Here is an 18,803-nt window from a genome sequence, read left to right as displayed (position 1 = left end):
GTTCGTTTGCGGAAGTATTACAATGGTCGCCGGATGGGGTCAAGGCCGGGTCGGCGCGGCCGAACTGCCGCCGTGGCAAGACTTCGGGCCTCGATGGCCGGCTCACGGCTTGACAACCGATCCGTCCTGCGGCGAGACTAAAACAAATGGTTGTTCGGAGGTTCGATGACGAACGCGGAGTGGCGGGATCCGGCCGGGCGCTGGTTCGAAGATTTCACGACCGGTGACGTGGTGCTCACCCGGGGACGGACGGTCGACGTCGGCGACCTGACCGTTTTCGCCGGCCTCACCGGTGACCACTATCCGTTGCACACCGACCAGCAGTACACCGAGCAGACGCAGTTCAAGAGCCGAATCGCGCACGGCCCGCTGACCTTCGCGCTGGCCGTCGGCCTGGTCGGGATGAGCGGGTTCTACGGCGACGCGATCGTCGCCCTGCTCGGTGTGGACGGTCTCCGGGCGCGGAAACCCGTGCTGCCGGGGGACACCATCCGGGTGCGCGGGACGGTCATCGCCGCCGAGAAGGGGAACAGCGGGCGGACCGGCGCCATCACGGTGGCGTACTCGGTGCTCAATCAGCGTGAGGAAGAGGTCATGTACTTCGAGCAGAAGATGCTGGCGAAATGCCGTACGGAGGAGTTCCAGTCGTGACGACAGCTACGGTCAACCCCCTGAACATCGAGCCGGGCGCGGCCAACGACCCGGTATTCGTGGGCGTGGGGGAGATCCCGTCGGGGCGCTATCCCGACCGGCCGTTCATCCAGGCGCTGACCCAGGTCGCGGTGCGCGCGCTGCGGGACGCGGCGATGAAGCCCGCGGACATCGACACCATCCTGCTGATCCCGAACCTGCATTCGGCCGACCAGCAGGCGGATCTGGTGTTCTCGCGGATGGTCGAGGAGCTCGGGCTCAACAAACAGGCCAAGGCGAGCTTCATGATCCACTCCGGTGGGTCCACAAGCGACAACGCCGTCCGGGTCGCGTCCGGGCTCATCTCGTCGGGGCACGCGCGGAACGTGCTTGTGCTGCAAGCGGAGTGCTGGGGTTCGGCGGATCTGACCGAGATGGTCACGATGCTGAGCTACAACGGCATCCCGGCCCAGTGGGAACGCCCGTCGGGGTTGCACTTCAACGCGATCGGCGCGCTGATCACGCAGCGGTACATGGCCGAGACCGGCTCGACGCCGGCGGAGATGGCGGCCGTCTGCGTGTCGCTGCGCAAATGGGCGCAGCTCAACCCGAACGCCATGTACCGGGACAAGCCGCTGACGGTCGAGCAGGTGCTGGGCTCGCGGATGATCACCGATCCGTTGCACGCCATGGAATGCCCGATGCTCGCCGACGGCGGGGTCGGTTTCGTGATGACCACACAGGAAAACGCGACACGGCGCGGACAGGACAGTGTGCGGGTCGCGGGCTCCGGTGGCTGTGTCAGTCACTACAGCATCGGTCAGGAAACCGATCTGGCCGCGCTGGGCTGGAAAACGGCGGCGGACCGGGCCTACGCCCAGTCCGGCTGGGGACCCGGCGACGCCGACTTCGCCGAGATCTACGACTCCTACGCCGCCGTGACCACGATCGCCGCGGAGGGCCTCGGCCTGTGCAAGCCATCGGAAGGCGCGCGGTGGATCGCCTCGGGCGCGACGTCGCCGGGCGGTGAGTTCCCGCTGAACACCAACGGGGGCCTGCTTTCCGCCGGGCACACCGGAGTCGGCGGCGGCACGGCGCTGCTCGCCGAAGGTGTGCGCCAGCTGCTCGGGCGCGCCGGGTCCGAACGGCAGTTGGACAAGCACCGGCGCGCCATCATCGGCGGTACCGGGGGCAGTTACATGGATTCGCAGGTTCTCCTGCTCGAGCGGGTTGGGTGATGACGATGGTGGACGTGCTGACCGACGAATACCGCGCCGGGCTCAGCCGCGGTGAGCTGCTGCTGCAACGATGCCAGGACTGCGGCAGGCTGAACATGTACCCGAAGTTCGTGTGCCCGTTCTGCCAGTCCGAGGACCTGGGCTGGCAGCGTTCGGCCGGGCGCGGGGTGGTGCGCTCGTTCACGATTTCGCGGATCGGTGCGCCGGCCGGGTTCGAGGAGGAACTGCCCTACGCGCTGGCGGTGGTGCGGCTCGAAGAGGACGTGCAACTGCTCGGCAGGCTGGTGGCCGACGCCGATGGCGACTGGCTCGGCTACTCGTGCGACACCGAGGTCGAGTTCGTCGCCGAGGGCGCCACCGCCGAGAACGCGCGCCCGATCGCCTGGTTCCGGCGGCGGTGACGGAAACGTGTCACCGGACGAGCTCGAACGGGCCGTCGTCCAGCTGCAGGACCGGCAGGCCATCCACGACTGCCTGATGACCTACTCCCGGGGCATCGACCGGCTGGATCGCGAGCTGCTGCTGTCGGTCTACCACGACGACGCGATCGACGATCACGGCGTGTTCGTGGGTACCCCGGAGGAGTTCGTCGACTGGGCGCTCGCGATGCACACCTCGACGCACCTTTCGCACCAGCACTGCATCCTGAACTACACGTGCGAGCTGGCCGGTGCGGTGGCGCATACCGAGACGTACTACCTGTTCGCCGGGATGAACCGGCGGGGGAGCGCGCTGACCCTGAGCGGCGGCCGCTACCTCGACCGGTTCGAGAAGCGGGCCGGGCGGTGGGCGATCGCCGCCCGGGTCTGCCTGCGCGACTGGGCTCCGCTGCCCGCCGTCCCGGAGAGCCTCGACCAGGCCTCGCTGACCGCGGTGCCCGGCCTGGACGAGCGGACCCGGGAACTGCTGCGCACCGGCGCGCAGCCTCGCCGGGACCGCACGGACGTCTCCTACCGGCGCCCGCTCACGATCGACCCGGGCCGGCTCCGGAGCTGAACCTCGTCTCAAGGAAAGAGAAAGCGATGACACGTCGAGAAGGACCCGCTGTGTGGGCGGCGTTCCTGTGGCCGGGCGGGCACCACCACGGGGCGTGGCGGCTACCCGGCAGCACCGGCGCCGACCTGATGAGCTTCGAGAACTACAAGCAGATGGCGCTGGACTGCGAGCGCGGCAAGTTCGACGTGGTCTTCCTCGGCGACCGGCTGGACGCCTGGCCGTTGCCGACCGAGTACCTGGCCCGCACCGCCCGCGCGGCGCGGCTGGAGACCCTGACACTGACCGGCGCGCTGGCCGCGGTGACCTCGCGGATCGGCCTGGTGGCGACCGCGTCGACCACGTTCAGCGAGCCGTTCAACCTGGCCCGGCAGATCGGCTCCCTCGACCACATCTCGGGCGGGCGGATCGGCTGGAACGTCGTCACCTCCTACACCGACGACCAGGCGCACAACTACGGCCTGGACCACATCCCGCCGCGTCCGGACCGCTACGCCAGGGCGCAGGAGTTCCTCGACGTGGTCAAGGGGCTGTGGGACTCCTTCGAGGACGACGCCGTCATCCGCGACAAGGACAGCGGGCAGTTCTTCCACGCGGAGAAGTTCCATCCGCTGGATCACCAGGGCAGGCACTTCAAGGTGGCGGGCCCGCTGAACATGGAACGCCCGCCGCAGGGCTACCCGGTGATCTGCCAGGCCGGCGCGTCGAAGGAGGGCATCGCTTTCGCCGGCCGCAACGGCGAACTGCTGTTCTCGGTGAACAGCAGCCTGGACCGGGCCCGCGACTACTACCAGGCCGTCAAGAAGGCGGCCGCGGACGCGGGGCGGCATCCGGACGAGGTCAAGGTCCTGGCCTCGATCAATCCGGTGGTGGGCCGCACCGAAGAGGAGGCCGAGGAGAAGTACGAGCAGATGCAGTCGCTGCTCGACGACGACGTGTCCCGTACCTTCGCCGAGGTCTACTTCGGCATCGATCTGTCGGCGTACCCGATGGACGAGCCGGTGCCCGAGATCGAGCTGCCGGACGCCGCCCACGGGATGCCGCGGGCGCACCAGGAGTACATGCTGACCAGGGCGCGCGACCGGAAGCTCACCATGCGCGAGCTGGTCTACGGGTTCAACGGCACCAACATCTACCCGAAATCCGCCGAGGCGGCCGCCGACGAGTTCCAGGAATGGTATGAGACGGAGGCCTGCGACGGCTTCATCCTGCAGATCTCCCACGTGCCCGAGGGCGTAACCGACTTCGTGGACCTGGTGGTGCCGATCCTGCGCGAACGCGGCCTGATCCGTGCGGACTACACCGGCCGGACCCTGCGCGAAAACCTGGGCCTGGCGATCCCGCGCAACCGGCACGCCGCCTGATCCCGGGCAGAAGGGAAAGTGCCGATGATCGTCACCGTCGAGCCGGCCGAAAAGGCAGTGGGACTGACCGAAGTGGACGACTTCACCGCGTTCCATGTCCAGATCCCGCCCGGTGCGGAAATGTCCACTGTGGACACGGTGCTGCGCGAGACGGGCGTGGGAAGCGTCGAAGACGGGTACGTCTGGGTACGCGGTCCGGCGCTCGAAGCGCTGGCCGCCGCCGCGGGCGCGGGCGATGGCTGGCGGGACGGTTACCAGGCCATGGTCGGCTACGCCCGGCGGAAAGGGTGGTGCCGCCCGGACGGGACGATCCGGGCGCATGTACAGCGGGCCTGATCCGGATTCATTGAAAAACAACTGTTCGTTTGTTACGATGCGCATGACGGCCGGGGCCGGGCGTGAGAGTGGGAGAGCTAGGCGATGGATTTCTCGTTCACTGAAGAACAGAAGCTGTGGCATGACACGCTGCACGCCTTCATGGAGAACGAGGTCGGCCGCGAATACACGCGAAAGCACGACGAGGCGCGCGAGTTCCCGGGCGAGCTCTACCAGAAGGTCGCCGACAACGGCTGGCTCGGCATGTTACTGCCGGAGGACCAGGGTGGCCTCGACGCCGATCCGGTGATGTACGCGATCTTCTGCGAGGCCATGGCGAAGTTCAGCCTGGACACGGCGGCTTGCGTGATGACGCCGATGTTCACCGCGACCAACATCTCGCGCCACGGCACGGCCGAGCAGAAGCAGGAGTACCTGCCCGCTTTCCTGCGTGGCGAGCAGAAGTTCGCGATCTCGATCAGCGAGCCCGACGCGGGTTCCGACGCCGCGGGTATCCAGACCCGGGCGGTGCTCGACGGCGACGAGTGGGTCATCAACGGCAACAAGACCTGGTGCTCGGGCGCGCACCACCCGAACACCGCGATCACCCTGATGGCGCGCACCGGCGAGGACCGGCACGGCGGCCTGAGCATGATCCTGGTGCCCAACGACGTGCCCGGTCTGACGATCCGCAAGCTCGACACGATCGTCCGGCGCAGCCTCGGCACCACGGAGTTGTTCTTCGACAACGTGCGCGTGCCCAGGGAGAGCATCCTGGGCGAGGTGAACTCGGGCTGGCAGTACGTGAACGAACACCTGGAGTACGAGCGGCTGGGCCTCGCCGCGTCCTATGTGGGCAATGCGCGCACGGCGCTGGACGACACCATCTCCTACACCAGGGGGCGCACTCAGTTCGGGCGCGCGCTGTCCTCGTTCCAGGTCCTGAAGCACCGGATGGCGGAGAACGAGTGCGAGGTCGAGGCGGCGCGCCTGCTGACCTACAGCGCCGCGACCAAGATGGCCCGCGGCGAGCGCGCCGTGAAGGAGGTGTCGATGGCGAAGGTTTTCGCCGCCGACGTCGCGTTCAAGGTCGCGTTCAACGGTATGCAGGCATTGGGCGGCTACGCGCAGGTTCCGGAGTACGACATGGAGCGGTACTTCCGCGAGGCCAAGCACGGCATGGTCGGCGGTGGCGCGAGCGAGATCCAGCGCAGCATCATCGCCAGGGAGATGGGCCTCTGATGCCTCGCTAGGCGTGCGGCGCGGAGACGTCCACGGCGAGGTGTCGGCAAAGAAAAACAATTGTTCGTTTAGCAACGAGGCTTCGGAGGATCGATGGGAACGCGGGCAGCCGGTGCGGGACTGTCGCAAGTAGACGGTGCGCCCGCCGGGAACGCGCAGCTGAGCGGTGGCCCAGTGGTGCTGGTGACGGGAGCCGGCAACGGGATCGGGCTCGCCACGGCCGCCGAGTTCGCCCGCCAGGGCTGCCGCGTGGTCTTCGCCGACCTGGACGGGGCCGCCGCCACCGCTGCCGTTGCGGGCCATGACCCGGCCCGCGCCCACGCGCTGCAGGCCGATGTGACCGACAGCGAGTCCATCGAGCGGATGATCGCCGGCGCCCTCGACCGGTTCGGCACCCTCGACGTCCTGGTGAACAACGCGGGCGTGCCGGGCTCGCACGTCTCGGCGTCGATCACCGACGACGAGTGGTCGGCGATGCTCGACGTGAACCTGAGCGGCGCCCTCAAATGCAGCCGCGCCGCCTATCCGGCGCTCAAGTCGTCGGCCGCGCCCGCGATCGTGAACGTCAGCTCGGTCGCGGGTGTCGTCGGGATGCCCGGGCGGGCCGGGTACGGGGCCGCGAAGGCAGCCGTCATCGGCCTGACCCGGACGCTCGCCGTCGAATGGGCGGCCAACGGCATCCGGGTGAACGCGGTGGCCCCCGGCTACGTGCGGACCGCCGGGTTCGACCGGCGGATGGGCGACCAGGCGGCCGCGGAGCTGTCCGGCGACGTGCCGCTCGGCCGCCTGTGCCGGCCCGAGGAAGTCGCCTCGGTCATCGCCTTCCTCGGTTCCGCGGCCGCCGCCTACGTGACCGGGCAAACGATCGTCGTCGACGGCGGGCTGAGCATCCGCGCCCGAGCCTGAGCAGAGAACGGAGAGCCACCATGAGCCGAGGAGAACCCGTACCGTTCAAGGTCGCCATTCCCCAGGAGGACCTGGACGACCTGTACGCACGCCTGCGCAACACCCGCTGGCCGGGCGACGCCGGTAATGCCGGCTGGACCTACGGCGTGGAAAAGGGCTGGCTGCAGGACCTCGTCCGGTACTGGATCGAGGACTACGACTGGCGCGCGCAGGAAGACCTGATCAACTCCTTCCCGCAGTACCGGGTCGAGATCGACGGGGTGCCGATCCACTACATCCACGTCAAGGGCGTGGGGCCGAACCCGAAACCGCTGATCCTCACGCACGGCTGGCCGTGGACGTTCTGGGACTGGAAGGACGTGATCGGCCCGCTGACGGACCCGGGCGCGCACGGCGGTGACCCGGCCGACGCCTTCGACGTCGTGGTGCCTTCGCTGCCCGGCGCCGGTTTCTCGGTGCCGCTCACCACCACCGGGTACGGCGCCCGCCGGGTCGCGGAACTGTGGCAGAAACTCATGACCGAGGTACTCGGTTACGAACGCTACGGCGCCGGCGGCGGCGACTGGGGTTCGATCATCACCGGCGAGATCGGGCACGGTTTCCCCGACTCGCTCTACGGGGTCTGGCTCACGCTGCCCTACGTGCCCGGCGTCAACCTCCGCACACTGTCCGAAAAGGACTTCGCGCCGGACGAGGCGTGGATGTGGGCGCGGATGCAGGAGGCGGGGCCGACGATCCAGAGCCACCGTACGGTGCACCAGATCGAGCCGCAGACCATCGCCTACGGCCTGACCGACTCGCCGGTGGGCACCGCGGCCTGGGTGCTGGGCCGCCGCCGGGACTGGGGCGACCATGGTGGCGACGTGTTCTCCTTGTTCGACAAGGACTTCCTGTGCACGACGGCGTCGATCTACTGGTTCAACGGCTCGATCGCCTCCTCGATGCGCATCTACCACGAGCACTTCCGGGGCGGCCGGCCTCCGGAGCCGCGCCACTACCGTGAGCGCGCGATCGACGTCCCCACCGGCTTCGCCGTGTTCCCGAAGGAGCTTCTGCTGCTGCCCAGGGCACTGGCGGCGAAGGTCACCAATCTCCGGCGCTGGGAGGTCCAGCCTCGCGGCGGCCACTTCCCCCCGGCCGAACAACCCGGACTCGTGACCAGGGAACTGCGCGAGTTCTTCCGCGAACTGAGCTGAGAGGACGACCATGCACAAGCACACGCCGGAGATCACCGCCGAGGAGCGGGCGAACATTCTCGCCAAGGCACGGGATCTGGCCAAGGAGTTCGACGCGATCGGCAAGGAATGCGACGCCTCGAACCGGTTCCCGACCGAGATGGTGCCGCTCTACCGCGAAAGCGGGATCGCGGGCGCGGCCGTGCCGAAGAAGTACGGCGGGCTGGGCGCGGACATCCTGACCATCTCGCTGATCGGCCGTGAGCTGGCCAAGGGCGACCCCGGGATCGCGCTGTCGTTCAACATGCACCAGGCGATGGTGGGCATCTTCCGCAACACCCCGGCGCTCAACGACCAGACCCGCGCCAGGATCCTGTCCAGCGTCGTGTCGGACGGCACGATCATCTGCGGTCCGTTCAGCGAATCCCGCGCCGGTCTCGCCGGGCTCGCGGACACCGTCGCGGTGCCGCAGCGCGGCGGCGGCTGGAAGATCACCGGCAAGAAGAACTGGTCCACCCTGATCGAAGGCTCCGACGTGATCGCGCTGAACGCGACGATCACCGACGAGGACGGCAAGCTGCCCACCGACTTCCACGAGCACAGCGCCCGCGAATCGACCTTCATCATCCCCACCGGCTCGCCGAACGTGACCATCGAGCGGACCTGGGACACCCTCGGCATGCGCGCCACCGGCAGCCAGACCCTGGTGATGGACGAGGTCTACGCGGCACCGGAGACCTACGGCGGCAACTTCCGCGAAGGCCTGGTCGGTGAGGCCGAATGGGCGGCCATGGGCTTCGCCGGGGTGTATCTCGGCCTCGCCGAGAAGGCGTTCGCCGAGGCTCGCGAAGCGTTGAAGAAGAAGCACCTCGGTGCGACCGCGGGCGCGCAGGACACCGACATCAAGCAGCTCGGCTATGTGCAGTACGGGCTCGGCCGGATGTTCACCGAGATCGAGACCGCGGCGCGGGTGCTGGAGTCGACCGGGCAGATGGCCATCGAGGGCCGCTGGCCCGAAGGGCCGGCCCCGGCGCGCAAGGCCCAGTGGGACCTGGCCAAGGTCGTCACCACCGAAGCCGCGATCAGCGTGACCGACCAGGCCCTGCGCCTCGTCGGCGGTGCCTCCTTCCGGCGCGGGAACATCCTCGAACGCCTGTTCCGCGACGCGCGCGCCGGCATCCTGCACTCCTTCAGCACCAACCAGCTCTACGACACCTTCGGGCGCTACGAGCTCGGGCTGCTCGGCTGAGCGTCGTGACCAGGTTTTCTTCGAAGATGAGGTGCGTATGCGAAACGTAGTGATCGCCGGCGTCGGGATGACGCCGTTCGGGCGCAGCCCGGGCGTCGGCATCCGGGCGATGGCCACGGCTGCGTCGGCGGAGGCGCTGAAGGACGCAGGCGTGCCCGCCGACCGGGTCGGCAAGATCTTCTTCGGCAACGCCGTCGCCCCGACCGTGACCCAGCAGGACATGATCAAGGGCCAGGTGGCGTTCCGGGGCAGTGAGCTGGCGGGCCTGCCGGTGATCAACATCGAGAACGCCTGCGCCTCCGGCAGCTCGGCCGTGCACCTTGGCGTGCAGGCGATCGCGGGCGGGCACGAGGAGATCGTACTGGCGGTCGGCGCCGAGCAGCTGACACACGAGGACAAGGTCCGGTCGTTCAAGGCGCTGCGCGGCTCGACCGACATCTACGAGATCGGCGAGGCGCCGCAGGACCAGGACTGGACCAAGTCCATCCTCATGGACTTCTATGCCGCCGAAGCGGCGAGCTTCCTCGACCGCACCGACGCGACCACCGAAGACCTGGCGCGCGTGGCGGTGAAGAACCGGCGGCACGCGTCGCTGAACCCGCTGGCCCAGTTCCGCGCCCCGCAGACCGTGGAGCAGGTACTGGCGAGCCGGATGATCGCGCCGCCGCTCACGCTGTCGATGTGCTCGCCGATGACCGACGGCGCGGCCGCGGTCGTGCTGTGCACCGAGGAATACGCCCGCGCCAACGGAATCGGGGCGCTCCTGCGCGTGCTGGGCTGTGAGCTCAAGGGCGGGCGCGACGTCCTGCCCGTCACCGAGGTGACCGCGGCCGTGACCGAAGCGGCCGGGGTGGGCGTGCCCGAGGCGCACCTGATCGAGCTGCACGACGCGGCGGCACCCGCGGAACTGTTGCAGTACGGCGAAATCGGCCTCTGCCCGGCCGGTGAGGAGACCCGGCTGATCCGCGGCGGCGACACCGGACTCGGTGGCCGCATCCCGGTGAACACCAGCGGTGGCCTGATGAGCCGGGGGCACGCGCTCGGCGCGACCGGGATCGCGCAGATCGTGGAGGTCGCCACCCAGCTGCGTGGCCGCGCCGGGGACCGTCAGGTCGAGGGCGCGGGCCTCGGACTGGCCGTGAACACCGGCGGCTGGATGGGCGGCGGTTACGCCGTCGCCGTCGCGACGATCCTGGAGGCGCTCCGGTGAGGGACACGGTGCGGCTGGAGACGCTGTTCTACGAGTTTCCCGCGGACGGGGTCGCGGTGCTGACCCTGAACCGGCCCGAGTCCGCCAACGGCGTGGTGCCGGAACTGGTCCGCGATCTGTGCGGCGCCCTCGACGATCTCGAAGCCGACACCGGGATCCGCGCGCTGGTGCTGACCGGCGCCGGCCGCCAGTTCTGCGCCGGGGGCGACCTCAAGGCGATGCGACGGTATCTCGACGAGGAACTGCACATCGCACAGGAGCCCTACAACGCGCGAGTGCTTTTCCCGCTCACCCAACGACTCACCACCAGCAGGCTGCCGATCGTCGCCGCGATCAACGGTGGCGCCACGGCCGGTGGCCTGGACCTCGCGCTGGCCTGCGACATCCGGATCGCGTCGTCGCGCGCGAAGCTGGGCGAGACCTACATCAGGCTCGGCCTGGTGCCGGGCAACGGCGGGACCTACTTCCTGCCCCGGCTCCTCGGCTCGGGCATGGCCGCGGAGCTGGCACTGACCGGCGACATCGTGGATGCCGCGCGGGCGCTGGAGATCGGCCTGGTCACCCATGTGGTCGAGCCGGACGAACTGCGGGACGCCGCCGTCGCGCTCGCCGCGAAACTGGCGGGCCGTCCGCGCCTGGCGATCGAGGCGACCAAGCAGGCGCTGCGGGCGAGCTGGTCGCACGACCTGTCCACCGCGATGTCCGCGAGCTTCTGGGCGGTCTCCGCGCTGTACCACACCGACGACCTGCGCGAAGGGGTCGCCGCGGCGCTGGAGAAGCGCGAGCCGCAGTACAACCGGACCCCGGGAGGGAAATGATGGCCACCAACCAGGCGGGACCACTGAAGTTCGGCGTCTTCGTGCCGCCGCAGAACGTGATCGGGCTCAACCCGACACTGGCGATCCGCCGTGCCGTCGCACTGGCCGAGCACCTGGACCAGCTCGGTTTCGACGAGGTGTGGTTCGGCGAGCACCACTCCGGTGGCGCCGAGATCGTCGCCTCGCCGGAGCTGCTGATCGCGGCGGCCGCGGAACGGACCACGCACATCAAGCTCGGCACCGGCGTGATTTCGCTGCCCTACCACCACCCGTTCCAGGTGGCGGAGCGCATGGTGCAGCTGAGCCACCAGACCAAGGGCCGGGTCATGCTCGGCGCCGGACCCGGCCAGCTGCCGACCGACGCCAAGATGCTCGGCATGGAGGCCACCCAGCTCCGGCCGCGGATGGAGGAGTCGCTGGACGTCATCCTCCGCCTGCTGGCCGGGGAGACCGTGACCGCCAAGTCCGACTGGTTCACCTTGCAGGAAGCCGTCTTGCAGCTGGCGCCGTATGGGGAGCTGCCGGTTTCGGTGGTCGGCACGGTATCCCCGTCCGGCCCCAAGCTCGCCGGGCGGCACGGGCTGGGCCTGCTGTCCCTGGCCGCGACCGACCCCACCGGCAACGACCAGTTGCCCGTGCACTGGGACATCGTGCAGGAAGAGGCCGCGCGCAACGGCCACACGGTCGAGCGCGGCGACTGGCGGCTGATGGGCCCGATGCACGTCGCCGAGACCGTCGATCAGGCCAAGCGCAACTGCGAATACGGCCTGCGCTGGCAGTACGACTACCTGTCGCACATCACCCCGTCGGCGATCGACGTACCGGAGAGCACCGGTGCGCTCGCGGACCTGCTCAACGAAACCGGCCGCGGCGTGATCGGCACGCCGGACATGGCGGCCGCCCAGATCCAGCGGCTGCTCGACCGGTCCGGCGGGTTCGGCACGTACCTGTTCCAGGGCGCCGACTTCGCCAACTGGTCCGACACCCTGCGCAGCTACGAGCTGTTCGCCGAGGAGGTCATCCCGCGGTTCAACGGCCACCTGGGCCCGGTGCTCGGTTCCTACAACCACGTGCTCGACGAGACGGAGTCCAACCGGTCCTCGACGGCGGCGGCGCGGGTAGCGGCGCAGGAGCAGTGGAAGCGCGAACGCGAAGCCGCCACAACGGACTGACCACAGTGGACCGTCCGAAGGTGACCGAGGGGAGAAGCGTGATGGCACAACCGGAATCGACCTATCACGGGCTGCGTGTGGTCGACCTGACGAACGTGATCGCCGGCCCGATGGCGTCGCTGATCCTGGCCGACCTCGGTGCGGACGTGCTGAAGATCGAGCGCCCCGGCCGCGGGGACGACAGCAGGCACATGCCGCCGTTCGTCGACGGCACCAGCACGGTGTACCTCTCGTTCAACCGGAACAAGCGCAGCGTGGCCCTCGATCTGACCAAGCCGGCGGGCCGGCAGGCGGTGCTCCGCCTCGTCGAAGAGGCGGACGTGCTGATCGAGAGTTTCCGGCCGGGCAAGCTGGCCAAGCAGGGTCTGTCCTATGAGGACATGGCCGAGCGCAATCCGCGGCTGATCTACTGTTCGGTCTCCGCGTTCGGCGACGGCCCCCGCGGCCGGTCACTGCCCGGGTACGACCCGGTGATCCAGGCGTTCAGCGGGATCATGGCGGCGACCGGGCATCCCGGTGCGGAGCCCGCCCGGGTGCCGGTGTCCCTGATCGACATCACCACCGGCATGTGGGCGGCGATCGCCGTGATGGCCGCCGTGGAACGCAGGCGCACCACGGGAAAGGGCGAACGGGTCGGCGCGACGCTGGTCGACTCCAGCATGGCGCTGCTGTCCAACCAGATCCTCAACGTGCTGGCCACCGGGCAGTCCCCGGTGCCGAGCGGGTCCGGGTTCTCGATTTCGGCGCCGTACGAAGCGTTCCGGACCGCGGACGGGTGGGCGATGATCGCGGCCGGGAACGACGCGATCTACCGGCGGTTGTGCGGCGCGCTCGGGCGCCCGGAGCTGGCGACGGATCCGCGGTTCGTGCAGGTGGCCCAGCGGGTGGCCCGGCGAGCCGAACTGCACGCGTTGCTGGAGGAGCGGACAGTCCGCCACACCGGCGCGGAACTGGAGGAGGTGCTGGGCGCCGCCGAAGTGCCGGTCTCGCCGGTCAACCCGGTCGGCCGCGCCATCGAGCATCCGCTGACGGCCGAACGTGAGATCTTCCTCGAACCGGCGGGTGCGCCGGCGGGCGAGCGGCTGGTGCGGTTGCCGATGGAACGCCCCGGCGCGCCGGCCCGATGGCCCGCGCACGTCGGTCAGCACACGGAGGAGGTCCTTGCCGCGGCGGGCCTGAGCACCGAAGAGATCAAGGACGTGCTGGCGGAGGGAGCGTCATGACCGGGTCAGCGTCCATCGTGGACAGTCGCGAGTTCCGCGCCGTGCTCGGGCATTTCCCGACCGGGGTCGCGGTGATCACCGCGATCTGCGCCGACGGCGAGCCCGCCGGTCTGGCCGTCGGATCGTTCACCTCCGTGTCGCTGGACCCGCCGCTGGTCGCCTTCCTGCCGGCGAAGACTTCGTCGAGCTGGCCGAGAATGCGCGATGCGGGATCGTTCTGCGTCAACATCCTCGGCCACCCGCAGCTGGAGCTCAGCCGGCGCTTCGCCACTTCGGGCGGCGACAAGTTCGCGGGCCTGGACTGGACCCCCACCCCGTCCGGGCATCCGATCCTGCCGGGCGTGCCCGCGTGGATCGACTGCGAGCTGGTGCGCATCGACGACGCGGGCGATCACTGGATCGTGCTGGGCGGGGTACGGTCGCTCTCCGCCGACGGAGACCATCCCGGCCCCCTGGTTTTCTGCCGCGGCGCGTTCGGCCGGTTCGCCGCCGCGGATTCGTGACCGGCAACAGCGGAAGGGGCGGCGGATGGCGGCGAGGGCGAGCGCGGGGCGAACGCGCGGATCGATCCTGGAGGAAGCGACCCGGCTGTTCGGTGAACAGGGCTACACCGGCACCACGATGCGGGACATCGCGTCCGCCGTCGGTGTCCTGCCGGGCAGCCTGTACACGCACATCGACGGCAAGGAGACGCTGTTGATGGAGATCGTGGAGGCCGGGATCGACAGCTTCCTGGCGCTGAGCAAGGCGGCCATGTCCGGCCCCGGCGGTGCCGACGAGCGGCTGCGGCAGCTGGTGCGGGGACACGTGAGCATCGTGGCGCAGAACCCCGAACGCACATTGGTGGTCTTCCACCAGTGGCGGTACCTGACCGGCGAGAACCGCCGTCGCGTGGTGGAAAAGCGGCGGCAGTACGAGGCCGACATCCGCTCGGTGATGACGGACGGCCGGGCCAGCGGGGTGTTCGACCCGAAGCTGGACCTCAAGGTTTCGGTGCTGGGGCTGCTGGGCGCGCTGAACTGGACCGCCGAGTGGTACAAGCCCGACGGCCCGGACACGGGCGCGGAGATCGGGGAACGGCTCGCCGACGCCCTGCTCCGCGGCCTGCTGGGTGAATAGCCAAGGGAACAAGGAGGTCTCCATGGGCAGCCGGTTCGACCGCATCGAAGATGCGCTCGCCGACCTGGCGCGGGGCAAGCCGGTCGTGGTGGTGGACGACGAGGACCGGGAGAACGAGGGCGATCTCGTCTTCCCGGCCGAGTTCGCGACGACGAAGCTGGTCGCCTTCGCGGTGCGGCACACGTCGGGCTACTTGTGCGTGGCGCTCACCGGGGCCGACGCCGACCGGCTCGACCTGCCGCCGATGGTGGCCGAAAACGAAGATCCGCGCCAGACCGCATACACGGTGACCGTGGACGCGCGCCAGGGGATCGGCACCGGGATCTCCGCGCGGGACCGGGCACACACGATCCGGCTGCTCTCCGACGAGACCACCGGGCCGGTGGACCTCGCGCGGCCCGGGCATGTCCTCCCGTTGCGTGCCCGCGGGGGCGGGGTGCTGGAACGCGCCGGGCACACCGAAGCGGCCGTGGACCTGATGAAACTCGCCCGGCTGCGGCCCGCCGGGGTGCTGTGCGAAATCGTCAGCGAGCAGGACGCGACGGGGATGGCCCGGCTGCCCGAGTTGACGCGGTTCGCCGCTCGCTACGAGCTGCGGCTGATCAGCATCGCGGATCTGGCGGCCTACCGCCGCGAGCGGCGGCTGCAACGGGTGGTGGAGACGCGATTGCCGGTGCGCGCCGGGGAGTTCCGGGCGGTGGGCTACCGCGATGACCTGGACGGGCGTGAGCACATCGCGCTGGTGCTCGGCGACGTGGCCGGCGCGGATGTGCTGGTGCGAGTGCATTCCGAGTGCCTGACCGGGGACGTGTTCGGCTCACTGCGATGTGACTGCCGGCCGCAGCTGACCGACGCGCTGGCCGCGATCGGCGCCGAGGGCCGTGGCGTGGTCGTCTACCTGCGTGGCCAGGAAGGCCGTGGCATCGGGCTGCTGGACAAGCTGCGCACCTACCAGCTCCAGGATTCCGGTGCGGACGCCGCCGACGCGGAACCGGGCCTGCCGGCCGACGCGCCCGACTACACGATGGCAGCGAAGATCCTGCGAGACCTCGGAGTCCGCTCGGTCCGGCTGCTCACCGGAAACCCGGCGAAGGTCCGATCGCTTGCGGAGCAAGGCATTCCCGCCGGCGAGCTGGTGCCGCTGCCGGTGCGGCGGACCTCGGACCGCGAGGTGATCGGCACCGTGGTGCACGGCGACGCGCGCGGCCGTGAGCTCGGATTCCCCACCGCGAACCTGGACATCGAGGTGGACGGCGCCACGCTCGGCGACGGCGTGTACGGCGGTCTCGCCAGGGTACTGGACGCGCCGGACGACGAGACCTGGTACGTCGCGGCCATCAGCGTGGGCACCAACCCGACCTTTCCCGGTGACGGACAACGGTTCGAGGTACACCTGATCGACTTCGCCGGTGACCTCTACGGCCGACGGCTGGAGGTCGTCCCGCTGTCGTTCGTCCGCCCGACGCTGGCCTTCGGCTCGGTCGCCGCGCTGGTCGCGCAGATCGAGGGCGACGTCCGGGAGATCCGGCGGATCGCGCTCGGCTGGCACCACCACGTGCGGCAGCTGAAAGTCGTGTGACAGCAAGAAAAAAGGGGGCACCGGACGGCGCCCCCTTTTCTTGCGTTCTCAAAGGGACAGTGCGGCCAGTGCCTCGTGAGTCAGGCCCAGACCGAGCTGTTCGTGCATCAGGCGCTTGATCTCGCGGGTCAGCACGACGCGGGAGTAGCGGCGGGCCAGCGCGGGCTTGGCCGCGATGTTCCTGGCGATCTCCAGCGCGCGGGGGAGCACCTGGTCCAGTGCCACGACCTCGTTGACCACGCCGTACTCCAGCGCCTGCTTCGCGTCCAGCACCTGGTCGGTGAGCAGGAAATAACGGCCGCGCTGCGGGCCGAGCACATGGGTCCACACGACGTGCGCGCCGTCGCCGGGGACGATGCCGGACGGGAAGTGCGGCGAGTCCTGGAACTTCGTCGTCTCGGCGGCGATCGTGATGTCGGAGAGCACGGCCACCTCGGGGTGCACGGTCGCCGGGCCGTTGATGGCGGAGATCACCGGAACCTCGACGCTCAGCAGGTTGTTGAGCACGCGCTGGCCCTCGAAGATGATGTGCGACCAGTCGGCTGCGGTGCCGAGGTCGAAGCTCGAGAAATCGATCTCGGCGCAGAATGCTTCGCCGGCGCCGGTGAGCACGACGACCTTGTTCTCCCGGTCGCAGGCGATGTCGGTGAAGCAGTAAGCCAGCTCGTCGTGCGCCTGGTCCGTCCACACCAGACTCTTGCCCTCGGTGTGCACGGTGACCGTGAGGACGCCGTCCTCCCGTTCGAGCCGGATGTTCTGGTATTTCTTGGCATACTCCTCGAACCGGGGAGCGATCGACGCCATTGTGCCGCCCTTCTGTTGGTGGACAATCGGTTGGTGGTGACTGGCCGGCGGCCGTCAGGGCCGCCGCACCGGTGCGAACTCCCGGACTTCGGCGCGACTGAGCGGCTCGCGGGCCAGCTTGTACTTCTCCACCCGCTGACTCGGCGTCCGCGGGAACTCCGTACGCCGCTCGAGATAGCGGGGCACCATGAATCTCGGGAGCTGCCGGACCAGCCAGTCGTGCAGCTCGCCGAGATTCAGTGAGTCCGCGCCGAGCACGTCGAGCTTGACCTCGTGCTCACCCAGCTCGGACGGGACGGCGTAGGCGGCCGCGTCGCGGACCCCGGGGTGTCGCCGGGCGATGTTTTCCAGCTCTGTAGCGGAGATGTTCTCCCCGCGGCGCCGGATCGCGTCCTGGTTCCGCATGACGAAATGAACGAAACCTCGCTCGTCGTAGTAGCCGAGATCGCCGGTGTGGAACATGAAGTTGCGGAACGCCTTCGTGGTCGCGACCGGGTCGCCGTAGTAGCCGCGGGCCATCGCGTCCGGCAGCAGCGGACGGTAGACCATCTCGCCGAGCTCGCCCGGCGCGAGCATCCGGTCCTGTTCGTCGACCACGCCATAGTCCACCCAGGACGGTGCCGGGCCGATCGTGTCGGCCGGCACGCCTTCGAGCCGGTGTTTCGTCGGCACGTGCGGGAAGATCTCCGTCATGCCCCAGCCCTGCCAGATGACCGTGGTGCCGTACCGCCGTTCGAACTCCTCGCGCCCGGCGGGCTGCGGCAGGATGTAGACGTAACGGAGCCGGTGCTCGGGCGCGGCCGGAACGACGTCCAGGATCATGGCCGCCATCTGGCCCATCAGCATCGAGAACGTGGCGCCGTCCGTGGCGATCTCGTCCCACCAGGTGTGGACCGAGAACCGTGACTTGAGGTGCGCGGTGCAACCGACGTGGAGCGCGGAGTTCGCGAAGTTCTGCAGGCCCGCTATGTGACACAGCTGCAGCGGCGTGCTCAGCACGTCGTCCGGTGTGTGCTCCAGGGCGTCGGAAACCGACGCCGAGCTGAGGTAGAGGTAGTGGTGCGACCACATCGCGGCCTTGGAACCGCCACTGGTGCCCGAGGTGAACACCAGCGCCGCAAGGTCGGCGGGCCGGGGGAACGCCGGTGGTGGTTCGGGCGCGTGCGGGGCGATCCAGTCTTCCAGCGCGACGACTTCTACGCCGTGCACCTTCTCCTCGTGTCCGCCTTCGCCGCAGACGAGCACCAGTTCCACTTCGGACAGTGAAGGTGCGTCGGCGAGTACGCCGAGCAGATCCGGGCGCACGACGAGTATCCGCGCGCCGCACCGGCCGAGGATCGTTTCCAGCAGCGGCCCGCGAAGCTCGGGGTTCAGCGGCGCGGCGACGCCTTCCGCGGCCTGGGCGCCGAGGAAGGCCGGCATGAACTCGCGCTGGTTCCGCAGCAGCAGCGCGACGTTCGCGCCGGTGAGCCCGGCGGCCCGCGTGGCGGCGGCGAATCGGTACGCACCGTCCTGCGCGGCGCGGAAGGTCAGCCGGTCGGTGCCGTCGAACACCAGCCAGTCCGCCTCGCCCCGCTCGGCAACCTGCGCCGCCAGCACGTGCAGCAGAGTCCTTTGCTCATAAGGAAAACGCGTCGCCAACGGGCCGAGCCCCGCCCCGGAGCCGCGCAGCAGTTCCGGGGTGTGGGCATACCGTCGCGCCGGTGTCCCAGCCATGCGACACCTCCAAACAATTGTTTGTTATGCTGACACGCCATCCCGCGTCC

General features: G+C 69.3%; 19 protein-coding genes. 17 read left to right on the top strand and 2 right to left on the bottom strand.

Annotated features, from left to right (window positions below):
- The first annotated feature begins 165 nt into the window (after nt 1-165).
- From VHD82_RS03285 to ribB, 17 genes are all read left to right on the top strand, one after another.
- A complete protein-coding gene (locus VHD82_RS03285) occupies nt 166-651 on the top strand; it encodes a MaoC/PaaZ C-terminal domain-containing protein (protein ID WP_325696802.1) in 486 nt (161 codons plus the stop codon).
- Nucleotides 648-1,868: a thiolase family protein gene (locus tag VHD82_RS03280; protein ID WP_325696800.1), complete on the top strand. Its 1,221-nt coding sequence runs from the start codon at nt 648-650 to the stop codon at nt 1,866-1,868. The genes VHD82_RS03285 and VHD82_RS03280 overlap by 4 nt, the downstream gene beginning before the upstream one ends.
- On the top strand, nt 1,868-2,269 hold the full coding sequence (locus VHD82_RS03275) for a Zn-ribbon domain-containing OB-fold protein (protein ID WP_325696798.1): 402 nt from the start codon (nt 1,868-1,870) through the stop codon (nt 2,267-2,269). The genes VHD82_RS03280 and VHD82_RS03275 overlap by 1 nt, the downstream gene beginning before the upstream one ends.
- A gap of 7 nt (nt 2,270-2,276) precedes the next feature.
- Nucleotides 2,277-2,864 (top strand): nuclear transport factor 2 family protein, encoded by a 588-nt coding sequence (locus VHD82_RS03270; RefSeq protein WP_325696796.1) that lies wholly within the window; start codon nt 2,277-2,279, stop codon nt 2,862-2,864.
- A 26-nt stretch (nt 2,865-2,890) separates the two neighbouring features.
- The gene (locus VHD82_RS03265) at nt 2,891-4,225 is read left to right on the top strand and encodes an LLM class flavin-dependent oxidoreductase (protein WP_325696794.1); all 1,335 of its coding nucleotides are present in this window, start codon (nt 2,891-2,893) and stop codon (nt 4,223-4,225) included.
- A 24-nt stretch (nt 4,226-4,249) separates the two neighbouring features.
- Entirely contained in the window at nt 4,250-4,561 is a 312-nt protein-coding gene (locus tag VHD82_RS03260) for a hypothetical protein (RefSeq protein WP_325696792.1), read from the top strand.
- An 84-nt stretch (nt 4,562-4,645) separates the two neighbouring features.
- Complete coding sequence (locus VHD82_RS03255; RefSeq protein ID WP_325696790.1) at nt 4,646-5,782, top strand: acyl-CoA dehydrogenase family protein; 1,137 nt, start codon at nt 4,646-4,648, stop codon at nt 5,780-5,782.
- Nucleotides 5,783-5,875: 93 nt separating this feature from the next.
- A complete protein-coding gene (locus VHD82_RS03250) occupies nt 5,876-6,688 on the top strand; it encodes an SDR family NAD(P)-dependent oxidoreductase (RefSeq protein WP_325696788.1) in 813 nt (270 codons plus the stop codon).
- Between the two features lie 20 nt (nt 6,689-6,708).
- The gene (locus tag VHD82_RS03245) at nt 6,709-7,884 is read left to right on the top strand and encodes an epoxide hydrolase (protein WP_325696786.1); all 1,176 of its coding nucleotides are present in this window, start codon (nt 6,709-6,711) and stop codon (nt 7,882-7,884) included.
- 10 nt (nt 7,885-7,894) lie between these two features.
- On the top strand, nt 7,895-9,112 hold the full coding sequence (locus VHD82_RS03240) for an acyl-CoA dehydrogenase family protein (protein ID WP_325696784.1): 1,218 nt from the start codon (nt 7,895-7,897) through the stop codon (nt 9,110-9,112).
- A gap of 37 nt (nt 9,113-9,149) precedes the next feature.
- Nucleotides 9,150-10,322 (top strand): thiolase family protein, encoded by a 1,173-nt coding sequence (locus VHD82_RS03235; protein ID WP_325696782.1) that lies wholly within the window; start codon nt 9,150-9,152, stop codon nt 10,320-10,322.
- The gene (locus tag VHD82_RS03230; protein ID WP_325696780.1) at nt 10,319-11,140 is read left to right on the top strand and encodes an enoyl-CoA hydratase/isomerase family protein; all 822 of its coding nucleotides are present in this window, start codon (nt 10,319-10,321) and stop codon (nt 11,138-11,140) included. The genes VHD82_RS03235 and VHD82_RS03230 overlap by 4 nt, the downstream gene beginning before the upstream one ends.
- Nucleotides 11,137-12,312: an LLM class flavin-dependent oxidoreductase gene (locus VHD82_RS03225; protein ID WP_325696778.1), complete on the top strand. Its 1,176-nt coding sequence runs from the start codon at nt 11,137-11,139 to the stop codon at nt 12,310-12,312. The genes VHD82_RS03230 and VHD82_RS03225 overlap by 4 nt, the downstream gene beginning before the upstream one ends.
- A 41-nt stretch (nt 12,313-12,353) precedes the next feature.
- A complete protein-coding gene (locus tag VHD82_RS03220) occupies nt 12,354-13,535 on the top strand; it encodes a CoA transferase (protein WP_325696776.1) in 1,182 nt (393 codons plus the stop codon).
- Entirely contained in the window at nt 13,532-14,038 is a 507-nt protein-coding gene (locus VHD82_RS03215; protein WP_325696774.1) for a flavin reductase family protein, read from the top strand. Before VHD82_RS03220 ends, VHD82_RS03215 begins: the two co-directional genes overlap by 4 nt.
- Before the next feature lie 25 nt (nt 14,039-14,063).
- Complete coding sequence (locus tag VHD82_RS03210) at nt 14,064-14,654, top strand: TetR/AcrR family transcriptional regulator (protein ID WP_325696772.1); 591 nt, start codon at nt 14,064-14,066, stop codon at nt 14,652-14,654.
- 22 nt (nt 14,655-14,676) lie between these two features.
- Complete coding sequence (gene ribB / locus VHD82_RS03205) at nt 14,677-16,233, top strand: 3,4-dihydroxy-2-butanone-4-phosphate synthase (protein ID WP_414637423.1); 1,557 nt, start codon at nt 14,677-14,679, stop codon at nt 16,231-16,233.
- Between the two features lie 48 nt (nt 16,234-16,281).
- Here the strand turns inward: ribB and VHD82_RS03195 are convergent, their stop codons facing one another.
- Nucleotides 16,282-17,037 carry an enoyl-CoA hydratase/isomerase family protein gene (locus VHD82_RS03195; protein ID WP_325696770.1) on the bottom strand — a complete coding sequence of 252 codons (756 nt, stop codon included), beginning with the start codon at nt 17,035-17,037 and terminating at the stop codon, nt 16,282-16,284.
- 54 nt (nt 17,038-17,091) lie between these two features.
- The gene (locus VHD82_RS03190) at nt 17,092-18,753 is read right to left on the bottom strand and encodes an AMP-binding protein (protein ID WP_325696768.1); all 1,662 of its coding nucleotides are present in this window, start codon (nt 18,751-18,753) and stop codon (nt 17,092-17,094) included.
- Between the last annotated feature and the right edge of the window lie 50 nt (nt 18,754-18,803).

The organism is Amycolatopsis sp., assembly GCF_035546795.1.
Lineage (GTDB): Bacteria > Actinomycetota > Actinomycetes > Mycobacteriales > Pseudonocardiaceae > Amycolatopsis_E.
This window is presented reverse-complemented; position numbering and strand designations above follow the sequence as displayed.